The organism is Lelliottia nimipressuralis (assembly GCF_004115925.1).
Lineage (GTDB): Bacteria > Pseudomonadota > Gammaproteobacteria > Enterobacterales > Enterobacteriaceae > Enterobacter > Enterobacter nimipressuralis.
This window is the reverse complement of the sequence record NZ_SDDX01000015.1, coordinates 121958-142487: the sequence shown is the minus strand read 5'-3', so window position 1 is coordinate 142487 and position 20530 is coordinate 121958. Positions and strand designations below refer to the sequence as shown.

Sequence of the window (20530 nt, the reverse complement as noted above, 5' to 3'; positions counted from 1 at the left end):
TTTACTCCTGTTTTGCCAGCGTGGTTTCGGTTGGCGTCGCGGTAGCGATTTCCGCAGCGCGGTACTGTTTGTCCAGAATGCGCATAAACGGCAGATAGAGCATCGCGCCGATCAGCAGGTTGAGCAGCTGCATCACGCTGCCGCTAAGATGCCCGGTGACGATAAAGCCGCTGATGACCGGCGGCAGCGTCCAGGGAATAAACACCCCGGTGGTCACGGCGACCGCGCCGATTTTCATGGCCGCGTACTGCACGGTGACTAACACCAGCGGCACCAGGTTGAAGGGAATCAGCATGATCGGGTTCATGATCACCGGCAGTCCGAACAGAATCGGTTCGTTGATGTTGAACACCGACGCGCCCGCGCCGAGCCGCGCCACTTCCCGCATATTTTTACTGCGGGCAAAAATCAGCATCGCGATGACCAGCGACAGCGTGGCACCCGCGCCGCCCATCCAGATCATGTCGAAAAACTGCTCGGTAATAATGTGCGGCGGCGTCACGCCCGCCTGAATGGCGGCGATATTGTCGGTCTGATTCTCCATCCACAGCGGACGGATAATGCCGTTAATCATCGAACCGGAGTTAATGCCCACTGACCACAAAATGGTGATACTGAACACCGTCATCAGCGCGCCGAAATAGGAGGTGCCGTAGTGACGCACCGGCGTTGCGACCACGTCATAGATGAACTGATGGATGGTGTGATAGTGCGTGTTTTCAAACCCAATGCGGATCACCAGCACCAGAATCATCACCACCAGGGCGGGGATCAGCGCGGCGAACGACTCCTGCACTGCAGGCGGAACGCCCTCCGGCATTTTGATCACCAGATTTTTACGCTTCAGCCAGCAGAACAGCTCCGTCCATAACAGCGAGCCAATCATCGCCACGAACAGCCCTTTACTGCCAATCCACTCCACCGGTATCACGGTAATTCCGCCGTTTTCCGCCACTTTGATAAACGGCGTGAGGATCAGGAAACTGACCAGCGCCAGGATCCCACACGAGATGCGGTCCTCGTCGTAGTGCTCCGCCAGACGGAAGGCGACCAGGAAGCTGATAAACAGAGACATCGTCGAGAAAACAGCGTTAAACGGGATCTCGATAATCGCGCTCCAGCTTTCGCCAAAGGCCGACGACATAAACTGCTGATAGGTTTGATTCGGGAACGAGGAGATAACCAGCAGGATCGAGCCGACGATAATAAACGGCATGAATGAAACGTATGCACCACGAATGGCACCCAGATGACGCTGCTGAGCCGTTTTGGCTGCCAGCGGCATCAATTTTGCTTCCATAAATCCCAGAACATTGTTCATTGTGAACTCCGTACAAGATCGCGTGACGTTGTTTATGCTATGTCTGAGGATTATCAGTGAAGCGTTGCGACCGAAAGGTGAATCAGGTCACAATGTAATCGCTTTGTTAACATAAATCTCACAAGATTGGTTATAAGAAATTTGACTGAGGCCTCGCGATGGAAATCAAACTGCACGCCAATGCCACCACGACACCGCGCACCCGTCGCTATCTTCAGCAGTCGGATAAGAGCGACAGAGAGCTGGCCCTGGAGCTGGGAATTTCAGTCACCACCGTCCGGCGCTGGCGCAAGCGTGAGCAGATATCCGACAACCACACGACGCCTACAGTGATACACAAAGCGATGAGACAAGAGCAGGTTTCATTGATTAACGCCCTGCGTGACGCCACCGGTGCGCCGCTGGACGAACTGTTGCTGCTGGTGAATGAAGGGCTGGGGATTAGCGTTTCGCGGGCGACGCTGAATCGCTATCTGAAACCTGCTGCATCCTCGCGTCAGGGCGCGCCACTGCAGGGCAAAAAAGCGCTGAAAGCCGGTCTCTTACCGCAGCGGCTTGAACTGCACCATCTGCCGCTCTCATTGCATATGGACGACGGTGGGGAACAGCATCTGCTGTGGGCGCGGGAGCCGGTCAGCGGCTGGTGTTTTGCCAGGCTTTATGCGGGGATTTCACCGCAGCTGGTGGCAAACTGGGCAAGAGAGCTGCTGGAAGCCTGTCCGGCTGATATTCAATCTGTTGAGACTTTCGGGTTTTCTGCGTCGTTGAGCCTTGAGGGGATGGCAATAAAACACAGCCCGGCACAGCACTGCGCCGTACAGGTGGCGATCCCGCTGGGTGAAATCATTCCCAGAGTGAATGTGGAACCGGCAGGGGAGTTATTGATGCGAATCTGTGAATTCTATAATCAGGGCAAAGCGCAGAAAAAGCTGGGGGACAGTACGCCGCAGGCCTTTCTTGAAGCACTGCGGCGCACCCTTTAGTTGAGGATTTCGAGCACATCTTCCGGTGGGCGACCAATGCGCGCTTCACCGTTAGCGACCACAATCGGGCGCTCAATCAGCTTTGGATTTTCAACCATCGCCTGAATCAGCGCATCTTCCGTGAGGTGGCTATCGTCCAGGTTTAAGGATTTATAGAGATCTTCTTTCCGGCGCATCAACTCACGTGCGCTCGCCATGCCCAGCATGCTCAGAAGCTGGTGAAGAGTGGCGGCGTCCGGCGGCGTCTCCAGATAGAGCACCACGTCGGGATCAATGCCGTTCGCTTTCAGCAGGCTCAGCGTGTCGCGACTCTTGGAGCAGCGAGGGTTGTGATAAATTTTAACCTTGTCTGACATGACTTCTCCTTATTACATCTTTTCGTACGGCTTGAACCGTTGCTGCAGCGCGCGCAGCTGATCGATTCGGGCGTCGTAACGCGCCTGCTGCAGACTGCCCAGTTTGACCTGCGAACTGGCGCTGCTTAACAGGGAAATCGACTGGTCCAGGCGCCCAACCAGGGCAAAGCCCTCGGCGCGCGCGGCTAACTCCTGGTCGCGGTTACCAAGCTGTCCCTCGGTTTGCGCCAGTAAATCCCAGCCGTTTTGATCGTCTTTATGGTCAAAGGTATAGCGATTCAGAATCGTTGCCGCCTCTTTCGGCTGACCGCCCTGTAAGTAAGCATTCGCCAGGTTGAGCTGCAACACCGGATTGGTGCGCAAATCTTTGGCGTTTTTCAGGCGATTAATCGCATCGGCAGTTTTCTTCTGGCCTAAATCGATGTCGGTTGAGAGATCCAGATACCACGCATTGTTAGGATCGGCGGCCAGCAGCGGCTGGAGCGCTTTGCGCGCCTCATCGTATTTGCTGGCCTCCATCGCCTGCAGCGCACGACCGTACTGGGCTGCATTCTGCTCACGCACATTGCCTTTCGTCAGCGTATCGAGCAGGTCGCTCGTCAGCTGGTTGCGGCCAGAATTATACATGCCGAGGGTTCTGACCTTCGCCATGTAGAAATCCTGCGACGACTGAACGACGACCGGACGCATCTGATTGGCACGGTTACGCGCATCTGAAAGACGGCTTTCTGGCAGGGGGTGAGTCAGCAAAATTTCCGGCGGGCGAGTGGAGTAGCGCGCCTGATCGAGCAATTTTTCGAGGAAGGTCGGCATCGCCTGCGGATCAAAACCAGAGCGCTGGAGCACCTGAATGCCGATGCGGTCTGCTTCCTGTTCGTTCTGCTGGGTAAAGCTGATCATCCCCTGACGCGTCCCGGCGAGCGTCCCGGTCAGGGCGGCCATCCCGGCCTGCGGGCTGGCCATCGCCAGCAGGATCGAACCTAACGCGCCGACCCAGGTCAGCGGCGCATTTTTTTTCTGATCTTCCATGGCACGCGCCAGATGGCGCTGAGTGACGTGGGAGATTTCGTGCGCCATTACCGACGCAAGCTGGCTTTCGTTGTCGGAATAACGGAATAACGCCGAATGCAGCACCACGTTACCGCCAAAGAAGGCGAAGGCGTTGATTTCGTCGTTATTAATTAAATAGAAGTGGAAGGGGGTTTTGACGGAGTCGGCGTGGGCCACAAGGCGCATGCCGAGACCGTTGATATATTGCACCAGCAGCGGGTCATTAATCAGCGGCGCGCTGCCGCGAAGCTGACGCACGTAGTAATCACCCATCTGCATTTCTTGTCCGATGGAGAGCGTGCTTCCTGCTGAGGTACCCATATCCGGCAATGTATCGGACGTGTCAGCGAAAGCTGGCACCATTTGACCGACAGTCAGCGCGGCAATAAGCGTTGCAACCAGAGTTTTTTTCAACTGCCTGAACATAACCTCTGCCCTGTATTTTGGATGTACCCATTTGACCGAAGAACGTGCATATCGTTCACCTTCTGCTGCTCTGCGAGTGTAGCCGTGTTACGGCCTGAAGAAAATCCCAAACGCCCGCCTTTTGCGTTTCGTGACGCAGCGTCAGAAATGGAAAGTCTTTTGTGTGACAGTTAGATACAATTCGCCTCTCGCTCCAGCCATCAGATTCAGGGAAGGGTTGTATGCTCGAAATGTTAATGCAGTGGTATCGGCGCCGTTTCAGCGACCCCGAAGCTATTGCTTTGCTGGTTATTCTGGTCGCCGGGTTCGGTATTTTGTTCTTCTTCAGCGGCCTGCTGGCGCCGCTGCTCGTTGCCCTGGTACTGGCCTATCTTCTCGAATGGCCGACAGTGCGCCTTGAAAAAATTGGCTGCTCCCGCCGCTGGGCAACCAGCATTGTGCTGATCCTGTTCGTCGGCATTCTGTTGCTGATGTCGTTTGTGGTGATGCCGGTTGCCTGGCAGCAGGGGATCTACCTGATCCGCGATATGCCGGGGATGCTCAATAAACTTTCCGATTTTGCCGCCACGCTGCCACGCCGTTATCCGGCGCTGATGGATGCGGGCATTATTGATGCGATGGCGGAAAATATGCGCGCCCGCATCATGACGATGGGCGATTCGGTGGTTAAATATTCCCTCGCCTCGCTGGTGGGCCTGCTGACGCTGGCGGTCTATCTGGTGCTGGTGCCGCTGATGGTCTTCTTCCTCGTGAAGGACAAAGAGCAGATGCTCAACGCCGTGCGCCGTATTTTGCCGCGCAATCGCGGGCTGGCGGGGCAGGTGTGGAAAGAGATGAACCAGCAGATCACCAACTACATCCGCGGCAAAGTGCTGGAGATGATTGTAGTCGGCGTCGCAACCTGGATTGGGTTTGTGATCTTTGGTCTGAATTATTCGCTGCTGCTGGCGGTGCTGGTGGGCTTCTCGGTGCTGATTCCCTATATCGGCGCATTCGTGGTGACGATTCCGGTGGTCGGTGTGGCCCTGTTCCAGTTTGGTCTGGGTACAGAATTCTGGAGCTGTTTCGCAGTCTACCTGATTATTCAGGGGCTGGACGGCAACCTGCTGGTGCCGGTGTTGTTCTCGGAGGCGGTGAATTTGCACCCGCTGGTGATCATCCTGTCGGTAGTGATTTTTGGGGGGCTGTGGGGCTTCTGGGGGGTGTTCTTTGCCATCCCGCTGGCGACGCTGATTAAAGCGGTCGTGCATGCGTGGCCGGATGTGCCTGCGGTGGAAGAATAAAAAAATCCCGGTTCAATGAACCGGGATTTTTCGTTTAATCAGGCGTTCGCTTTCAGCCAGTCGAGCACCACGTCGTGGTGGTTGCTGGTTTTGAAATCATCAAACACATGTTCAACTTTGCCATCGGCATCAATCAGGAAGCTGATGCGATGAATGCCGTCGTAGGTTTTGCCCATAAAGGTCTTTTCACCCCAGACGCCAAATTGCTCGCAAACATGATGGTCTTCATCGGAGAGCAGCGTAAAGTTCAGCAGCTCTTTTTCAGCGAAGCGTGACAGTTTTTCTGACTTATCGGTGCTGATTCCCAGCACGTCTACGCCGGCCTTTTTCAAATCATCCATGTTATCGCGTAAACCGCACGCCTGTACGGTACACCCTGGCGTCATGGCTTTCGGGTAGAAATAGACCAGAACACGCTGTCCCTGGAAGTCGGTCAAATTTACTTGCTCGCCGTCTTGATCGGGCAGGCTAAATTTCGGTGCGATGTCACCGGCTTTCAGTGGATTCATTACTCAACTCCATCCTGTTCGTGCTGCGAATAATTGACGACGTTTATACTGCCTTGTGCATTGAGTTCTGTACAGAGTGCTTTGAACGCTTGCTCAATATTTGACGCATCGTGCGAGGCAGGGCTGTGTGCCGTAATCTGAATAAATAATTTTGGCAGCGGTCCGGGCTGTGTGCGGGACACAAGCTCAGCGATGTTCATCTGGTGGCTGTCAAACAGTGCGGTGAAACGTTCGATTAAGTGCGGGGAATCGGTGACTTCAACCTGCACCCAGACGGTCGCCGGCATGGCCGGGCGCGGGCGCGCAGTTGTGCGTTTCATCACGATCAGCAAATCCAGCTCCGCGCCTTTCAGCGGCAACGTGGATTCAATGAGCGTAATCGCGTTCCATGTCCCGGACAACAGCATGATAAACGTGAACTCGTCACCCAGCATCGCAAGGCGGCTGTCTTCGATATTACAGCCGCAACTGCTGACGTGGCGGGTGATGGTGTTCACAATACCGGCTCTGTCGGCACCTAGCGCAGTGATAACCAGGTAATGTTGTGATGAGGTTGTCAAACCTGTTCTTCCTTTGCGTGGTTAAGTCATCCTAAGGAAAGCATAAAAAAAACATGCATACAACAGCCTGGACGCCTTACGTCGCTTGCTTTTATTACAGTTCCAAACGTACCATTGAGAATCTTGTTTGCACAGAGGATGGCCCATGTTCACGGGAAGTATTGTTGCGCTTGTTACGCCGATGGATGAGAAAGGTAATGTCTGCCGGTCAAGCCTGAAAAAACTGATTGATTACCATGTCGCCAACGGGACGTCGGCGATCGTTTCCGTAGGGACTACCGGTGAATCTGCCACCCTGAGCCATGAAGAACACGGCGATGTGGTGATGATGACCGTCGAACTGGCTGACGGGCGTATCCCGGTTATCGCCGGAACGGGTGCAAATGCAACCGCCGAGGCCATCAGCCTGACCCAGCGTTTTAACAACAGCGGCATTGTCGGCTGCCTGACGGTGACCCCGTACTACAACCGCCCAACGCAGGAAGGTCTGTTCCAGCATTTCAAAGCCATCGCTGAACATACTGACTTGCCACAAATTCTGTATAATGTGCCGTCGCGTACTGGCTGCGATATGCTGCCGGAAACCGTAGGCCGTCTCTCGAAAGTTAAAAATATTATCGCAATTAAAGAGGCGACCGGGAACTTAAGCCGCGTTCACCAGATCAAAGAGCTGGTTTCAGACGACTTTATCCTGCTCAGTGGTGATGACGCGACCGCGCTGGACTTCATGCAGCTCGGTGGTCATGGCGTGATTTCCGTGACGTCTAACGTAGCCGCGCGCGATATGGCCGAAATGTGCAAACTGGCTGCGGCGGGTCATTTCGACGAAGCTCGCTTGATTAACCAGCGTCTGATGCCGCTGCACACAAAATTATTTGTCGAACCCAATCCGATCCCAGTGAAATGGGCATGTAAGGAGTTGGGACTTGTAGCGACCGACACGCTGCGTCTGCCGATGACCCCCATTACCGACCACGGTCGCGAAGTGGTCACCGGGGCGCTGAAGCATGCCGGTTTGCTGTAGAGTTTAGGGAGATTTGATGGCTTACTCAGTACAGAAGTCGCGCCTGGCGAAGGTTGCGGGTGTTTCGCTTGTTATGCTCCTCGCAGCCTGTAGTTCAGACTCGCGTTACAAGCGCCAGGTGAGCGGTGATGAATCCTATCTGGATGCAACGCCGCTTGCTGAACTTCATGCGCCAGCGGGTATGATCCTGCCGATTCAAAACGGCGATTACAACATTCCTGTCACTAACAGCAGTGGCGCAGTAGGCAAAGCGCTGGACATTCGTCCACCGGCACAGCCACTGGCGCTGGTGAGCGGTGCCCGCACCCAGTTTACGGGTGACACAGCTACGCTTCTGGTCGAAAACGGTCGTGGCAACACCCTGTGGCCGCAGGTGGTCAGCGTGATTCAGTCGAAGAACTACGCGATTGATAAGCGTGACGACGCCAGTCAGAGTCTGACGACCGACTGGATCGAATGGAACCGTCTGGATGAAGATCAGCAGTACCGTGGTCGTTATCAAGTCTCTGTCAAACCGCAGGGTTATCAGCAGGCCGTCACGGTCAAACTGCTGAACCTGGAGCAGGCTGGCAAGCCAGTGGCGGATGCGGCCTCGCTGCAGCGCTACAGCACTGAAATGCTGAACGTGATTGCTTCTGGTCTCGATAAAAACGCGACCGATGCAGCGAACTCCGCGCAGAGCCGCAATGGCGTGACCTTCGATGTGCAGAGCGCAGCGGATGACACCGGTCTGCCAATGCTGGTAGTGCGTGCACCGTTCCAGCAAACCTGGCAGCGTCTGCCAGCCGTGCTTGAAAAAGCCGGTATGAAAGTGACCGACAGCACCCGTTCAACGGGCAGCATCACGGCCACTTACAAACCGCTTTCCGATAGCGCATGGCAGGAACTGGGTGCCAGCGATCCTGGCCTCGCGTCCGGCGATTACAAAATTCAGGTCGGTGACCTCGATAACCGCAGCAGCTTGCAGTTCATCGATCCGAAAGGTCACACGCTGACCCAGTCGCAGAACGATGCGCTGGTCGCGGTCTTCCAGGCTGCATTCAGCAAATAAAAAACAGGGCTGGTTAATCCAGCCCTTTTAATTTTCGTGCTACGCAAACGTGTGCGTGGCATAATATCCCGAGATTTTTGTACATATCATCACACCAGGAGTAATGAAGATGCAGAAGCAAGCTGAGTTGTATCGTGGCAAAGCGAAGACCGTATACAGCACCGAAAACCCGGATCTGTTGGTGCTCGAGTTCCGCAATGATACGTCAGCAGGGGATGGCGCACGCATTGAGCAGTTCGATCGTAAGGGCATGGTAAACAACAAGTTCAACCATTTCATTATGAGCAAACTCGCCGAAGCCGGTATCCCGACTCAGATGGAAGCGTTGCTGTCCGATACGGAGTGTCTGGTGAAAAAACTGGATATGGTCCCGGTCGAATGTGTGGTGCGTAACCGCGCGGCAGGCTCCCTGGTGAAACGTCTGGGTATTGAAGAAGGCATCGAACTGAACCCGCCGTTGTTCGACCTGTTCCTGAAAAATGACGAAATGCACGATCCCATGGTCAACGAATCCTACTGCGAAACCTTCGGTTGGGTGAGCAAAGAGAACCTGGCGCGCATGCAGGAGCTGACCTACAAAGCGAACGACGTGCTGAAAAAGCTGTTTGATGACGCGGGCCTGATCCTGGTCGACTTCAAACTGGAGTTCGGTCTGTACAAAGGTGAAGTGGTGCTGGGTGATGAGTTCTCCCCGGACGGCAGCCGTCTGTGGGACAAAGAGACCCTGGATAAAATGGACAAAGACCGTTTCCGTCAGAGCCTGGGTGGCCTGATTGAAGCGTACGAAGCCGTCGCGCATCGTCTGGGCGTTAAACTCGATTAATTCCCTTGCGGGCCAAAGGGTGGAAACATCCTTTGGCTTGTTACCATTGTTTCCTATGGTAATCCGTCCGTTAACCGCCTACGATCACTCTATTCATATTGAGAAAGTTTCGAGGTGGTTATGCGCTGGCAAGGGCGTCGTGAAAGTGACAATGTAGAAGACAGGCGCAGCAGTGGCGGCATGGGGCCGTCGATGGGCGGTGGCGGGATGCGACTTCCCGGCGGTAAAGGTGGCATTGTTCTGCTGATTATCGTGCTGGTGGCGGGCTACTACGGTGTCGATTTGACCGGTTTAATGACCGGAGAACCGGTTCCACAACAACAGCAATCTCAGCGCTCCATCAGTCCGAACGAAGATGAAGCCGCAAAATTCACCTCTGTCATTCTGGCGACCACTGAAGATACGTGGAGCCAGCAGTTTGAAAAAATGGGCCGCACCTACCAGCAGCCAAAACTGGTGATGTACCGTGGCGCGACGCGCACGGGATGCGGCACCGGGCAGTCTGTAATGGGGCCGTTCTATTGCCCGGCAGACAGCACCGTCTATATCGATCTCTCCTTCTATGACGACATGAAACGCAAACTTGGCGCTGACGGCGATTTTGCCCAGGGCTACGTGATTGCGCATGAAGTCGGTCACCACGTACAAAAACTGCTCGGCATCGAACCGAAAGTGCGTCAGCTGCAGCAAAACGCCTCCCAGACTGAAATCAACCGCTTGTCCGTGCGTATGGAACTGCAGGCCGACTGCTTCGCAGGCGTCTGGGGCCATAGCATGCAGCAGCAGGGCGTGCTGGAGTCGGGCGATCTGGAAGAGGCACTCAACGCCGCACAGGCTATCGGCGACGACCGTCTGCAACAGCAAAGTCAGGGGCGCGTGGTGCCAGACAGCTTCACCCACGGCACTTCCGAAGAGCGCTACACCTGGTTTAAACGTGGTTTTGCGAGTGGCGATCCGGCTCAGTGCAATACCTTTGGTAAAGCCATGTGATGTCGCGCGGCAGGGAAGAGGCGGTCTCCTGGTTTGAACCACTGGCCGCACAGTTACAGCAGGAAGGTCATCGCCGGTTGCTGGTGCTCAGCGGTAGCGACACGTGGTCGCAGACACACGCATTGACGCTTCGCGACGCGCTTTCCGGCGACTGGCTGTGGGTCGGAAACGACGCGCCCGTTGAGCCGCACTGCGCGCCGCAGGCGCTAAAAAATCTGCTCGGACGCGAGTATCGTCACGCGATTTTCGATGCCCGTTGCGGTTTTGATGTCGCAGCCTTTGCGGCGCTAAGCGGCACATTACGCGCGGGCAGCCTGCTGGTGTTACTCACGCCTCCTTTTGCCGTCTGGCCCGGTCAAACCGACAGTGATTCGCTTCGCTGGAGCGACAGCGATACCCCCATCGCGACGCCGCATTTTGTTCACCATTTTTGTCGGGTGGTGAGCGCCGATCCCGATGCGTTGATCTGGCAAGAACACCAGCCCTTACCTGATTTTCCCTTGCCTTCGGCACCCGACTGGCAGCCTGCCAGCGGCGAGCCGCAGCGCGAACAGGCTGATATTCTGGCGGCACTAACTGAGATGGAAACCGGCGTAGCGGTGGTGACGGCACCGCGCGGGCGGGGGAAATCCGCGCTCGCAGGGATGCTGTTACGCCGCATTTCGGGGCGGGCTATCGTCACTGCGCCTGCGAAAGGGGCGACAGACGTCATCGCCCGCTTCGCGGAAAATCACTATCACTTTATGGCCCCGGATGCGTTGCTCGCCTCGGACCAGCAGGCCGACTGGCTGGTGGTTGATGAAGCCGCCGCCATTCCCGGGCCGCTGCTGGAACAGTTGGTGTCGCGTTTCCCGCGTGTATTACTCACGACGACCGTGCAGGGTTACGAAGGTACGGGGCGCGGCTTTTTACTCAAATTCTGCGCGCGTTTCAGTGGCCTGCACTCTTTCACGCTCTCGGCCCCTATTCGCTGGGCGGCTGGCTGCCCCCTTGAGCGCGTGATAGCGGATGCGTTGTTATTTGATGACGACGTTGTGGGCGCGATACCCGGCGGCGCACCCGAGATCATCTCCCTTGAACAAAACGCCTGGGAGAGCCAGCCGCAGCTTGCCGCTGATATCTACCGGCTCTTGTGCTCAGCGCACTACCGCACCTCACCTCTGGATTTGCGCCGGATGATGGACGCACCGGGCCAGCATTTTGCCGTCGCCCGCGCCGGGAAAGCGCTGGCAGGGGCGCTGTGGCTGGTAGACGAGGGTGGGTTAACGCCGGCGTTGAGCCAGGCGGTGTGGGCAGGCTACCGACGTCCGCGCGGCAATCTGGTGGCGCAATCTCTTGCCGCACACGGCGGATCACCTCTGGCGGCGACACTTCTCGGGCGGCGCGTCACCCGCGTAGCGGTGCATCCTGCGCGTCAGCGCGAGGGCGTCGGCCAGGCGCTAACGGGCAGCGCAGGTGCGCACCGACAGCAGGATTATCTCTCCGTCAGCTTTGGCTATACCGAGGAGCTGTGGCGCTTCTGGCAGCGCTGCGGCTTTGTGCTGGTGCGTATGGGCAGTCATCGCGAGGCCAGCAGCGGCTGCTACACGGCGATGGCGCTGCGGCCCATCAGCGAGGCGGGGCAGGCGCTGTGCGCACAGGAACATCAGCGCCTGTGCCGCGATGCGCGGATTATTGAACGCTGGAACGGCGAAAAGATCCCGGTAGACGATCGCTGGGAGGCTACCCTTAATGATGATGACTGGCTGGAGTTAAGTGGTTTCGCCTTTGCCCATCGTCCTCTCTCGACGTCTGCAGCAGCGCTCACGCGCCTGTTGCTGGCGGTATCTTTACCGCTGGAGGCCCTGCGAGGCAGGCTGGAAGAGGGCAAAGAGGACGCGCAGCTGTGCACCGACCTGGCACTTCACGGACGTAAGTCGTTACTCATACGACAGCGTCAGGAGGCCGCGCAGGCCCTTGAATTACTTGATCGCTGCCGCTGCGAGCGGCTCAAAAGTGACGTTTTGCAATGGCAATTTTTTCAATGACTTCTTCAATGAAGTGGCATGGTCATTACCCCGCAGAGGCGTAAAATCCTGACTATCAATTAAGGAGACTGCCATGAAACATGACCATTTTGTTGTCCAAAGCCCTTCTGCCCCAGCGCAACAACTGCTGCTGCTGTTTCATGGCGTCGGTGATAATGCAGTGAATATGGGGCAAATCGGCAGCTGGTTTGCGCCGGTTTTCCCCGACGCACTCATCGTCAGCATTGGCGGCGTAGAGCCTTGCGGCCCACAGGGGCGTCAGTGGTTTTCCGTGCAGGGCGTGACGGAAGAGAACCGTCAGGCACGCATCGATGCCATTATGCCGACCTTTATCGACACCGTACGCTACTGGCAACAGCAGAGCGGTGTAAGTGCCGGAGCAACCGCGCTGATTGGGTTCTCGCAGGGGGCGATTATGTCGCTGGAGAGCGTGAAAGCACAGCCGGGGCTGGTCTCGCGTGTGATTGCCTTTAACGGCCGCTTTGCGACTCTGCCACAGAGTGCCACGACAGCAACCACCATCCACCTGATTCACGGCGGTGAAGACCGCGTGATTGAGTTATCCCATGCGGTGGCCGCTCAGGAAGCGCTGATTCGTGAAGGGGGAGATGTGACGCTGGATATTGTTGATGAACTGGGTCACGCCATTGACGATCGCAGCATGCAGTTCGCGCTGGATCACCTGCGCTTTACCGTGCCGAAGCACTATTTCGACGAAGCGTTAAGCGGCAGCAAGCCAAACGACGACGATATTGTCGAGTTTATGTAAGTTCAAACCCCTCTCCCGTGGGAGAGGGGTTTTTGAAACTATTTCTTCTGGTCTTTCTTCGGCCAGTTGTCGTCATCGTCCCACTTATCGTTAAAATCACGATGCGGGGGAAGCTCAGGTTTGTTGGCGAGGAACTTCTTATGGTCTACGCGCTTCAGATCTTTGATCACGTTCAGCAGCACGCCTACCAGAAACACCAACACCAGAATCCACCAATATTTAGCCAGCCAGTCCATTCGCTATTCCTTCTCAGAGCAGTCGTCAGGCGACGAGTTGCTCCATAATACGTTGATACATACGAGCCAGTAGCTGCAAATCAGCCGCGTTCACGCATTCATTGATTTTATGAATGGTGGCGTTTACTGGGCCCAGTTCGACAACCTGCGCACCCATGCGGGCGATAAAGCGTCCGTCTGAAGTGCCACCGGTCGTCAGGAGCTGCGGTTTGATCTCATTATAGTGCGCGATAGCGTTTACCACCGCATCCACCAGCTTGCCGCGCTGGGTCAGGAACGGCTGGCCGGAAAGCCACCAGTCCAGGGTGTAGCGCAGTTCGTATTTATCCAGCAGAGCAATCACGCGGGATTTGATCATCTCGTCGGTCAGTTCCGTGCTAAAGCGGAAGTTGAACTGCACGAAAAGATCGCCCGGAATAACGTTGTTGCTGCCGGTGCCCGCCTGAACGTTGGCGATCTGCATGCTGGTCGGCGGGAAGAATTCATTGCCTTTATCCCACTCGATCCCCACCAGCTCGCTCAGCATTGGCGCCGCGCGATGTACCGGGTTATCAGCGAGATGCGGATAGGCCACGTGGCCCTGCACGCCGTGGATGGTCAGGTTGCAGGTCAGTGAGCCGCGACGGCCATTTTTCACCACGTCACCGACCACTTCCGTGCTCGACGGCTCGCCCACCAGGCAATAATCCAGGCGTTCGCGGCGTTCCATCAGCGCTTCGACCACTTTCACCGTGCCATTTTTGGCGCTGGCTTCTTCGTCGGAGGTGATCAAAAACGCGATGCGATTTTTGTGGTTCGGGTGCTGGGCGACAAAGCGTTCGGCGGCCACCACCATCGCAGCCAGCGAGCCTTTCATGTCAGCAGCACCGCGGCCAAACAGCATGCCATCGCGGATGGTGGGTTCGAAAGGAGGATTGATCCAGCGATCGGCGTCACCCGCAGGGACGATATCGGTGTGTCCGGCAAAAGCCAGCGTTTCGCCCTGGCCGCGCCATGCCCAGAAGTTCTGGGTGTCGCCAAAATCCATACGCTCAACGGTAAAACCAATGGCACGCAGGCGCTCAATCATTAATGCCTGACAACCTGCATCGTCCGGGCTAAGGGAGGGACGGCGAATAAGCTGCTGAGTCAGCTCAATGACCGGGCATGACATAGACTACACCTCAAATATAAGTCTGATAACTGGATTCACTAAAACCCAGCAGCATAGGCTGCCCAGGCGCACAGAGCAATGGGCGTTTGATGATCGCAGGCATTTCGAGCATTAATTTCGCTGCGCTGTCGGCGTCAGTGATGGTATTGCGTACTGATTCATCGAGTTTTCGCCAGGTGGTCCCGCGGGTATTCAGCAGCGCTTCCCAGCCCAGTTCTGCGATGGCGCTATGCAGAAATTCCGCATCCAGGCCATCTGCGCGATAGTCATGAAAGCGATAATCAACGTGGTTTGTCTCAAGGAAGCGGCGTGCTTTTTTGATGGTGTCGCAATTTTTAATGCCGTACATCACAATCATCGTGAATCCTTTTGTCTTTATTAATAACAAACGTTCAATTTTTTCGACTTTAAATTGTTCAGAGAAATATAACACATTCAGCTTATCGTTAATTCTGCTATGCCGATTAATTCAACGTACAACTGTTCGCTGAATAGTGTTTCATTTTTTACGCATAAAAGTCCAGCCGCGTAAAATTTCTTTTAAAGTCAGTCCAGAATAAGATTATCACCCGCTCGTATGGTTGTTTCTAAATATTGCTATTGGTCACATAAAATTAAAGGTAATCGCGCCATATTTGTCTCAGGGCCAGCACAGGAGCGGGGGACACAATCGTAACCATTGATTAAATTATCTTCACAATGACGATATATTCTCATAGAATACGCATAATAATAAGAGAGGTTGTTATGATTGAACGTGAACTGGGGAACTGGAAAGATTTTATCGAAGACATGCTTCGTAATGATCTTCAGGAAGAACTGCAAGAGCACTTAATTTAGTTATAAAAATGATGTGATAGGTACCAAACAAATCACACGTTAAAAAGGCGGCTATCAAAGCCGCCTTTTTTATTGCCTGATTATTCCGGCTTTTCTTTTAATGGGAAGCGCTGGCGCACCAGCACAAAGAACAGCGGTACGAAGTAAATGGCGAGAATGGTCGCGGAGATCATGCCCCCCATTACGCCGGTCCCGACCGCGTGCTGGCTGCTCGAACCTGCGCCAGAACTGGTGGCCATCGGCAGGACGCCAAACACGAACGCCAGCGAGGTCATCAGGATTGGGCGCAGACGCTGACGGCAGGCGTGCAGCGTGGACGACAGCAGATCGTGGCCCTTCGAATTCATCTCATTGGCAAACTCAACGATCAGAATGGCGTTCTTCGCCGACAACCCGATCACCGTCAACAGCCCCACCTGGAAGTAGACATCGTTCTCAAGTCCTCGCATCCAGGTGGCGAGCAGCGCGCCAATCACACCCAGCGGTACCACCAGCATCACCGAGAACGGCACCGACCAGCTCTCATACAGGGCGGCCAGACACAGGAAGACGACCAGCAGTGAGACGGCATACAGGGCAGGGGCCTGTGCGCCAGACAGCCGTTCCTGATAGGACATGGCCGTCCACTCCAGGCCAAAACCGGCCGGTAGCTGCTGCACCAGTTTTTCCATGGTGTCCATGGCGGTACCGGTACTGACGCCCGGCGCGGCTTCGCCGACGATTTCGAGCGCCGAATAGCCGTTGTAACGCTCCAGTCGTGGAGAGCCGCTCTCCCAGTGGGAGGTGGCAAAGGCGGAGAAGGGCACCATGCCGCCGGAATTGTTACGCACGTACCAGAGATTAATATCGTCCGGCAGCATACGATAGGGCGCGGCGGCCTGAACGTAGACCTTCTTCACGCGGCCCCGGTCCATAAAGTCGTTCACATAGCTGGAGCCCCACGCGGTTTGCAGCGTGTCGTTGATATCATCAATAGACACGCCCAGCGCCTGCGCCTTGCGCTGATCGATATCAATCTGCAGCTGCGGGCTGTCATCCAGACCGTTGTGACGCACGCGGGTAAGCGATTTATCTTTCCCCGCCAGTTCGAGCAGCTGGTCGCGCGCGGCCATCAGCGCATCGTGTCCGACTCCGGCATGATCCTGTAATTCCATATCAAAGCCAGCCGAACTGCCGAGGCCGCTGATCGCCGCCGGGCTGCTGGCGAAAACGCGCGCCTCTTTGATGTGGCTAAAGGCTTTGGTGGCACGCTCGATAATGGCGAAAGAGGAGCCGGTCGTGCTGTCGCGCTCATCCCAGTTTTTCAGGCGCACGAACATACGGGCGACGTTCTGCCCGTTCCCGCCGGGGCCGGAACCGACCGTGGAGAACACCGACACAATATTGTCTTTCTCTTTGGTGAAGAAATAGGATTCGACGTTCTCAACCACCTTCAGCGTCTGCTGCTGGGTGGCCCCGCTTGGGAGCTGCACGGAGGTGATAAACATTCCCCGATCTTCCAGCGGCAGGAACGAAGTTGGGAGGCGCAGGAATAAGAAGACCATCCCGCCGAGCAGCAGAACGTAAATCAGCATCCAGCGCAGGCTGCGGTGCAGGATTTTCCCCACGCCCGCTTCGTATCGCGCTGCATTGCGGTTGAACATCCGGTTAAACCAGCCGAAGAACCCTTTTTGCCCATGCTGTTCCCCCTTGTGTAACGGCTTGAGCAAGGTTGCGCAGAGGGCAGGGGTCAGGATCATCGCCACCAGAACCGACAGCACCATCGCCGAGACGATTGTTATCGAGAACTGGCGGTAAATTGCGCCGGTGGTGCCGCCAAAGAAGGCCATCGGCACAAACACAGCGGAGAGCACCATCGCGATGCCGACCAGTGCCCCCTGAATTTGTCCCATCGATTTGCGCGTCGCTTCCCGCGGCGACAGCCCCTCTTCGCTCATGATGCGCTCGACGTTCTCCACCACCACGATGGCATCGTCCACCAGCAGGCCGATCGCCAGCACCATCGCAAACATGGTCAGGGTGTTGATGCTGTAGCCAAAGGCATAGAGCACGGCAAAGGTGCCGAGCAGTACGACGGGAACGGCGATGGTCGGAATGAGCGTGGCGCGGAAGTTTTGCAGGAACAGGTACATCACGAGGAACACCAGCGCGATGGCCTCGAGCAGCGTTTTCACCACGTCCTCAATCGAGGCTTTAACGAAGGAGGTGGTTTCATAGGCAACTTTGTATTCCAGCCCATGCGGGAAATACTGGGACAGCTCATCCAGACGGTCGATGACCAGCTTCGCGGTCGCCATTTCGTTCGCGCCGGAGGCCAGTTTCACCCCGATACCCGACGCCTGATTGCCGTTAAACCGGCTCAGGTAGTCGTACTTTTCGGCACCCATTTCGACGGTGGCGACGTCGCCGAGCCGCACTTCGGAACCGTCCTGATTCACGCGCAGGGTGATATCGCGGAACTGCTGCGGCGTCTGGAGCAGAGATTGCGAGTTGATGGTGGCGTTCAGCGCCTGTTTATCCACCGACGGTGTACCGCCCAGTTGCCCGACGGCGATTTGCGCGTTCTGGGATTTGATGGCGTTAGTCACATCGGTGGCGGTCATCTGCACGCTGTTCAGCTTGGCCGGGTCCAGCCAGATGCGCATGGAATACTGTGAGCCATAGGCGTCGATATCGCCGACGCCGTTAATACGGCTTAAGGGGTCCTGAATATTACTGGCAACGTAGTCCGAGATATCCTGCTTATCCATCGAGCCGTCGGTCGAGACGAAGGCGATGGTCAGGATGTTGGAATCCCCGGTTTTACGCACCGTCACGCCCTGGTTCTGCACCGCCTGCGGCAGCTTACGCATCGCCGACTGCAGCTGGTTTTGCACCTGCTGCACCGCTTCATCGGGATCGGAACCGGCGGTAAAGCTTAACGTCACCGTCGCCTGGCCAGTCGCGCTGCTCTGGGACGACATGTACATCAGGTTATCCAGCCCGGTCATGTTCTGTTCAATCACCTGAGTGACCGTATTTTCCAGCGTTTGCGCCGATGCGCCCGGGTAGTTCGCGGTAATACGCACGTTCGGCGGTGCCAGGTCGGGGTATTGCTCCACAGGTAAAGACAAAATAGCGAGAGTGCCCGTCAGACATAAAATAATTGCCAGCACCCAGGCAAAAATGGGGCGATCAATGAAAAAATTCGCCATTAAAGTAAGACCTCGTAAGCTTGCATCGTTATTGTTTATTGCCCGCTTAACTCTAGCGGCAAGGCGGATGCCAAACGTGGAGAAAAAAAGGAGATAGTGTAAATTATCATGCGCATTTACAGCGCCTTGTTAACTTTCCGCCCTGTCGATTATTACCTGGTGGCGTCGCATCGGCATGACGGTTTCCGGCAATTTACCGTTATTTACCCGCTTCAGGTTCCGGCGTGCGAAAACGAATGCACACCTGCGTCCCGCCGTTTTGCGGCTGCGAAAAGCCGAGCGTGCCGCCCAGTCGCTCCGCACGTTCGCGCATAATGTTCAGACCGTAGTGTCCTGGCGGTTCGCTGGCGTCGCCGATCCCAATGCCATTATCCCGAATATAGACCGTGTGCTCGCCATCCGGTGCGGTCACGCAACTGACCGTTATCACCGTCGCGTTGGCGTGTTTAATGGCGTTCAGTACCGCTTCACGCACGATCTGCAGCAGATGAACCTGCTTTTGCGCATCCAGCGCCAGGGACGAGAGACGACAGTCCAGCTCCAGTTTCGCACTGGTCTGGCTTTGTAGCCCTTCGAGTGCCTCCTGCAAAGCCGCGGGAAGATTGGAGTGGTTCAGCGTCAGGCGGAAAGTGGTCAACAGCTCGCGGAGCTGGCGCCAGGCGTTGTTCAGCTCGCGTGAGAAGTCGGTGATGATGGTCTGCGCCGGGACGTTATCGTCCGGTACCGCACGCTTGAGCAGCGCCAGCTGAATGCGCAGGTAGGAGAGCACCTGCGCCAGTGAGTCGTGCAGTTCGCGGGCAATGGTGGCGCGCTCTTCCATCAGCAGCAACTGCTGGAAATGCTTTTGCGCCTGATTGAAATAGAGCCCGCGCCCAAGCATCGTCGCCACGTTTTTCATCAGCGGCTCCGGCACGATGTTCTCGCTCTGCCAGCGCAGCTCACCGAAGCGCGTCTCCTGCATAACCACCGGCAGGGTGAAGGTCTGCTGTTCCGCTTTTTTCACCCCTTCACACAGCTGCCAGTTGTCGCTGGCCTGCAGTTCCAGATAGCTCATTCCCGTATATTCCTGAACCATCTGGATGATATGGCGGAAACTATGGGGGTCTATCTGGCTGGTATTCAGCGCCTGAGAGCACTTGAACAGCATTTCGAGCTGCTGGTGGGCTTCGTTCAGGTGACGGGTCTTCTCTTCGACGGTAATTTCCAGCGAGCGATAGTGTTTATGTAGCTCGGCGGACATATGGTTGAAGGTGCGCGAGAGCAGCCCCAGCTCGTTGGGCAGGTGCGTGTCCTCGGCCTGAATGTCGAAATTCCCCTGTTCCATTTTCTGGCTGGCAAACACCAGATGATTGAGCGGTGCGACCACCTCCCGGCGGATCCCGCGCAGGGTCATAACCACCAGCAGCAAAATCCCCACGCCGCCCGCCAGGGAAATGGCGACCACCAGCTGCATTTTATGTTCTGCATAGTGCTGAAGAGCCAGCACGAAGGTGTCTATACGCTCCACATACTGCTGAATATGGTCTTGATACCAGGTTTTATCTCCCGCTTCGAGATGGTTGTCCATCTCGGCCCACGCCAGCTGCAGCTGCTGATATCCCGTTTTCACTGACGCCGGTACATACCAGCGATCGAGTTCTTGCAGGACGGGCAAGTTCAGGGTGTTTTGCCAGTGGAGACGGTGGGCGGAAAAATCAGCGCTGTTGCGCTCCAGATCGTAGCCGAGCCGGTAACTCTGCATGCGTAAAGAGCCTGCAATATTAATGGCTTCGGCATCGCGCAGACTGCTGGCAAGCGTCATCAACGCAATGCCGCTGGTCAGAACGGAGAGCAAAATAATGGAGATGAAAGCCCGGGCCAGGCTTCCTGATACAGGACGTTTAACGATCACAACTCGGCTTCCTGAATGTAACTGAAACGCAATTTCACCTGCGA

The 20530-nt window shown here is 55.9% G+C and carries 19 protein-coding genes; 9 read left to right on the top strand and 10 right to left on the bottom strand.

Features of this window, described 5'->3' with window-relative positions; all coding sequences use genetic code 11:
- Window position 1: 1 nt before the first annotated feature.
- Complete coding sequence (celB, locus tag ETG88_RS13400; RefSeq protein ID WP_129035564.1) at window positions 2–1321, bottom strand: PTS cellobiose transporter subunit IIC; 1320 nt, start codon at window positions 1319–1321, stop codon at window positions 2–4.
- A gap of 158 nt (window positions 1322–1479) precedes the next feature.
- Here celB and ETG88_RS13395 point away from each other — a divergent pair, with 158 nt between their 5' ends.
- A complete protein-coding gene (locus ETG88_RS13395; protein WP_129035563.1) occupies window positions 1480–2304 on the top strand; it encodes an XRE family transcriptional regulator in 825 nt (274 codons plus the stop codon).
- On the opposite strand, the gene arsC is transcribed toward ETG88_RS13395, so the two are convergent.
- Window positions 2301–2660: an arsenate reductase (glutaredoxin) gene (arsC, locus tag ETG88_RS13390; RefSeq protein ID WP_129035562.1), complete on the bottom strand. Its 360-nt coding sequence runs from the start codon at window positions 2658–2660 to the stop codon at window positions 2301–2303. The two genes, ETG88_RS13395 and arsC, sit on opposite strands and share 4 nt — an antisense overlap.
- 12 nt (window positions 2661–2672) lie before the next feature.
- The gene (bepA, locus tag ETG88_RS13385) at window positions 2673–4136 is read right to left on the bottom strand and encodes a beta-barrel assembly-enhancing protease (RefSeq protein WP_100779345.1); all 1464 of its coding nucleotides are present in this window, start codon (window positions 4134–4136) and stop codon (window positions 2673–2675) included.
- Between the two features lie 221 nt (window positions 4137–4357).
- On the opposite strand from bepA, the gene ETG88_RS13380 reads away from it, so the two are divergent.
- A complete protein-coding gene (locus ETG88_RS13380; RefSeq protein ID WP_100779346.1) occupies window positions 4358–5419 on the top strand; it encodes an AI-2E family transporter in 1062 nt (353 codons plus the stop codon).
- A 38-nt stretch (window positions 5420–5457) separates the two neighbouring features.
- Here the strand turns inward: ETG88_RS13380 and bcp are convergent, their stop codons facing one another.
- On the bottom strand, window positions 5458–5928 hold the full coding sequence (gene bcp / locus ETG88_RS13375; RefSeq protein WP_129035561.1) for a thioredoxin-dependent thiol peroxidase: 471 nt from the start codon (window positions 5926–5928) through the stop codon (window positions 5458–5460).
- Complete coding sequence (locus ETG88_RS13370) at window positions 5928–6488, bottom strand: glycine cleavage system transcriptional repressor (RefSeq protein WP_100779348.1); 561 nt, start codon at window positions 6486–6488, stop codon at window positions 5928–5930. The genes bcp and ETG88_RS13370 overlap by 1 nt, the downstream gene beginning before the upstream one ends.
- Window positions 6489–6633: 145 nt before the next feature.
- On the opposite strand from ETG88_RS13370, the gene dapA reads away from it, so the two are divergent.
- The 6 genes from dapA (at window position 6634) to ypfH (ending at window position 13172) form a co-directional block, all read left to right on the top strand.
- Window positions 6634–7512, top strand: coding sequence for a 4-hydroxy-tetrahydrodipicolinate synthase (gene dapA, locus ETG88_RS13365; protein ID WP_100779349.1), 879 nt, complete (start codon window positions 6634–6636; stop codon window positions 7510–7512).
- 16 nt (window positions 7513–7528) lie between these two features.
- Window positions 7529–8563, top strand: a complete 1035-nt coding sequence (bamC, locus tag ETG88_RS13360; RefSeq protein WP_100779350.1) for an outer membrane protein assembly factor BamC — start codon at window positions 7529–7531, stop codon at window positions 8561–8563.
- Window positions 8564–8672: 109 nt separating this feature from the next.
- Window positions 8673–9386, top strand: a complete 714-nt coding sequence (purC, locus tag ETG88_RS13355; protein WP_095282862.1) for a phosphoribosylaminoimidazolesuccinocarboxamide synthase — start codon at window positions 8673–8675, stop codon at window positions 9384–9386.
- A 120-nt stretch (window positions 9387–9506) separates the two neighbouring features.
- Entirely contained in the window at window positions 9507–10376 is an 870-nt protein-coding gene (ypfJ, locus tag ETG88_RS13350) for a KPN_02809 family neutral zinc metallopeptidase (RefSeq protein WP_100779351.1), read from the top strand.
- Window positions 10376–12403 (top strand): tRNA(Met) cytidine acetyltransferase TmcA, encoded by a 2028-nt coding sequence (locus ETG88_RS13345; RefSeq protein ID WP_129035560.1) that lies wholly within the window; start codon window positions 10376–10378, stop codon window positions 12401–12403. Before ypfJ ends, ETG88_RS13345 begins: the two co-directional genes overlap by 1 nt.
- Window positions 12404–12476: 73 nt before the next feature.
- Complete coding sequence (gene ypfH, locus ETG88_RS13340) at window positions 12477–13172, top strand: esterase (protein WP_129035559.1); 696 nt, start codon at window positions 12477–12479, stop codon at window positions 13170–13172.
- Window positions 13173–13210: 38 nt separating this feature from the next.
- Here ypfH and ETG88_RS13335 read toward each other — a convergent pair whose 3' ends face one another.
- Genes ETG88_RS13335 through ETG88_RS13325 form a run of 3 tightly spaced genes read right to left on the bottom strand, consistent with a single transcriptional unit; the run spans window position 13211 to window position 14919 of the window.
- The gene (locus ETG88_RS13335) at window positions 13211–13408 is read right to left on the bottom strand and encodes a YpfN family protein (protein WP_059179411.1); all 198 of its coding nucleotides are present in this window, start codon (window positions 13406–13408) and stop codon (window positions 13211–13213) included.
- 25 nt (window positions 13409–13433) lie between these two features.
- Window positions 13434–14561, bottom strand: a complete 1128-nt coding sequence (dapE, locus tag ETG88_RS13330; RefSeq protein WP_129035558.1) for a succinyl-diaminopimelate desuccinylase — start codon at window positions 14559–14561, stop codon at window positions 13434–13436.
- 10 nt (window positions 14562–14571) lie between these two features.
- The gene (locus ETG88_RS13325; protein WP_129035557.1) at window positions 14572–14919 is read right to left on the bottom strand and encodes an ArsC family reductase; all 348 of its coding nucleotides are present in this window, start codon (window positions 14917–14919) and stop codon (window positions 14572–14574) included.
- Between the two features lie 389 nt (window positions 14920–15308).
- Between ETG88_RS13325 and ypfM the strand changes: the two genes are divergently transcribed.
- Complete coding sequence (gene ypfM / locus ETG88_RS22695) at window positions 15309–15401, top strand: protein YpfM (protein ID WP_164971800.1); 93 nt, start codon at window positions 15309–15311, stop codon at window positions 15399–15401.
- Window positions 15402–15481: 80 nt separating this feature from the next.
- Here ypfM and acrD read toward each other — a convergent pair whose 3' ends face one another.
- Both acrD and narQ read right to left on the bottom strand, forming a co-directional pair.
- Window positions 15482–18595, bottom strand: coding sequence for a multidrug efflux RND transporter permease AcrD (gene acrD, locus ETG88_RS13320; protein ID WP_100779356.1), 3114 nt, complete (start codon window positions 18593–18595; stop codon window positions 15482–15484).
- A 199-nt stretch (window positions 18596–18794) separates the two neighbouring features.
- Window positions 18795–20486 carry a nitrate/nitrite two-component system sensor histidine kinase NarQ gene (gene narQ, locus ETG88_RS13315; RefSeq protein ID WP_129035556.1) on the bottom strand — a complete coding sequence of 564 codons (1692 nt, stop codon included), beginning with the start codon at window positions 20484–20486 and terminating at the stop codon, window positions 18795–18797.
- Between the last annotated feature and the right edge of the window lie 44 nt (window positions 20487–20530).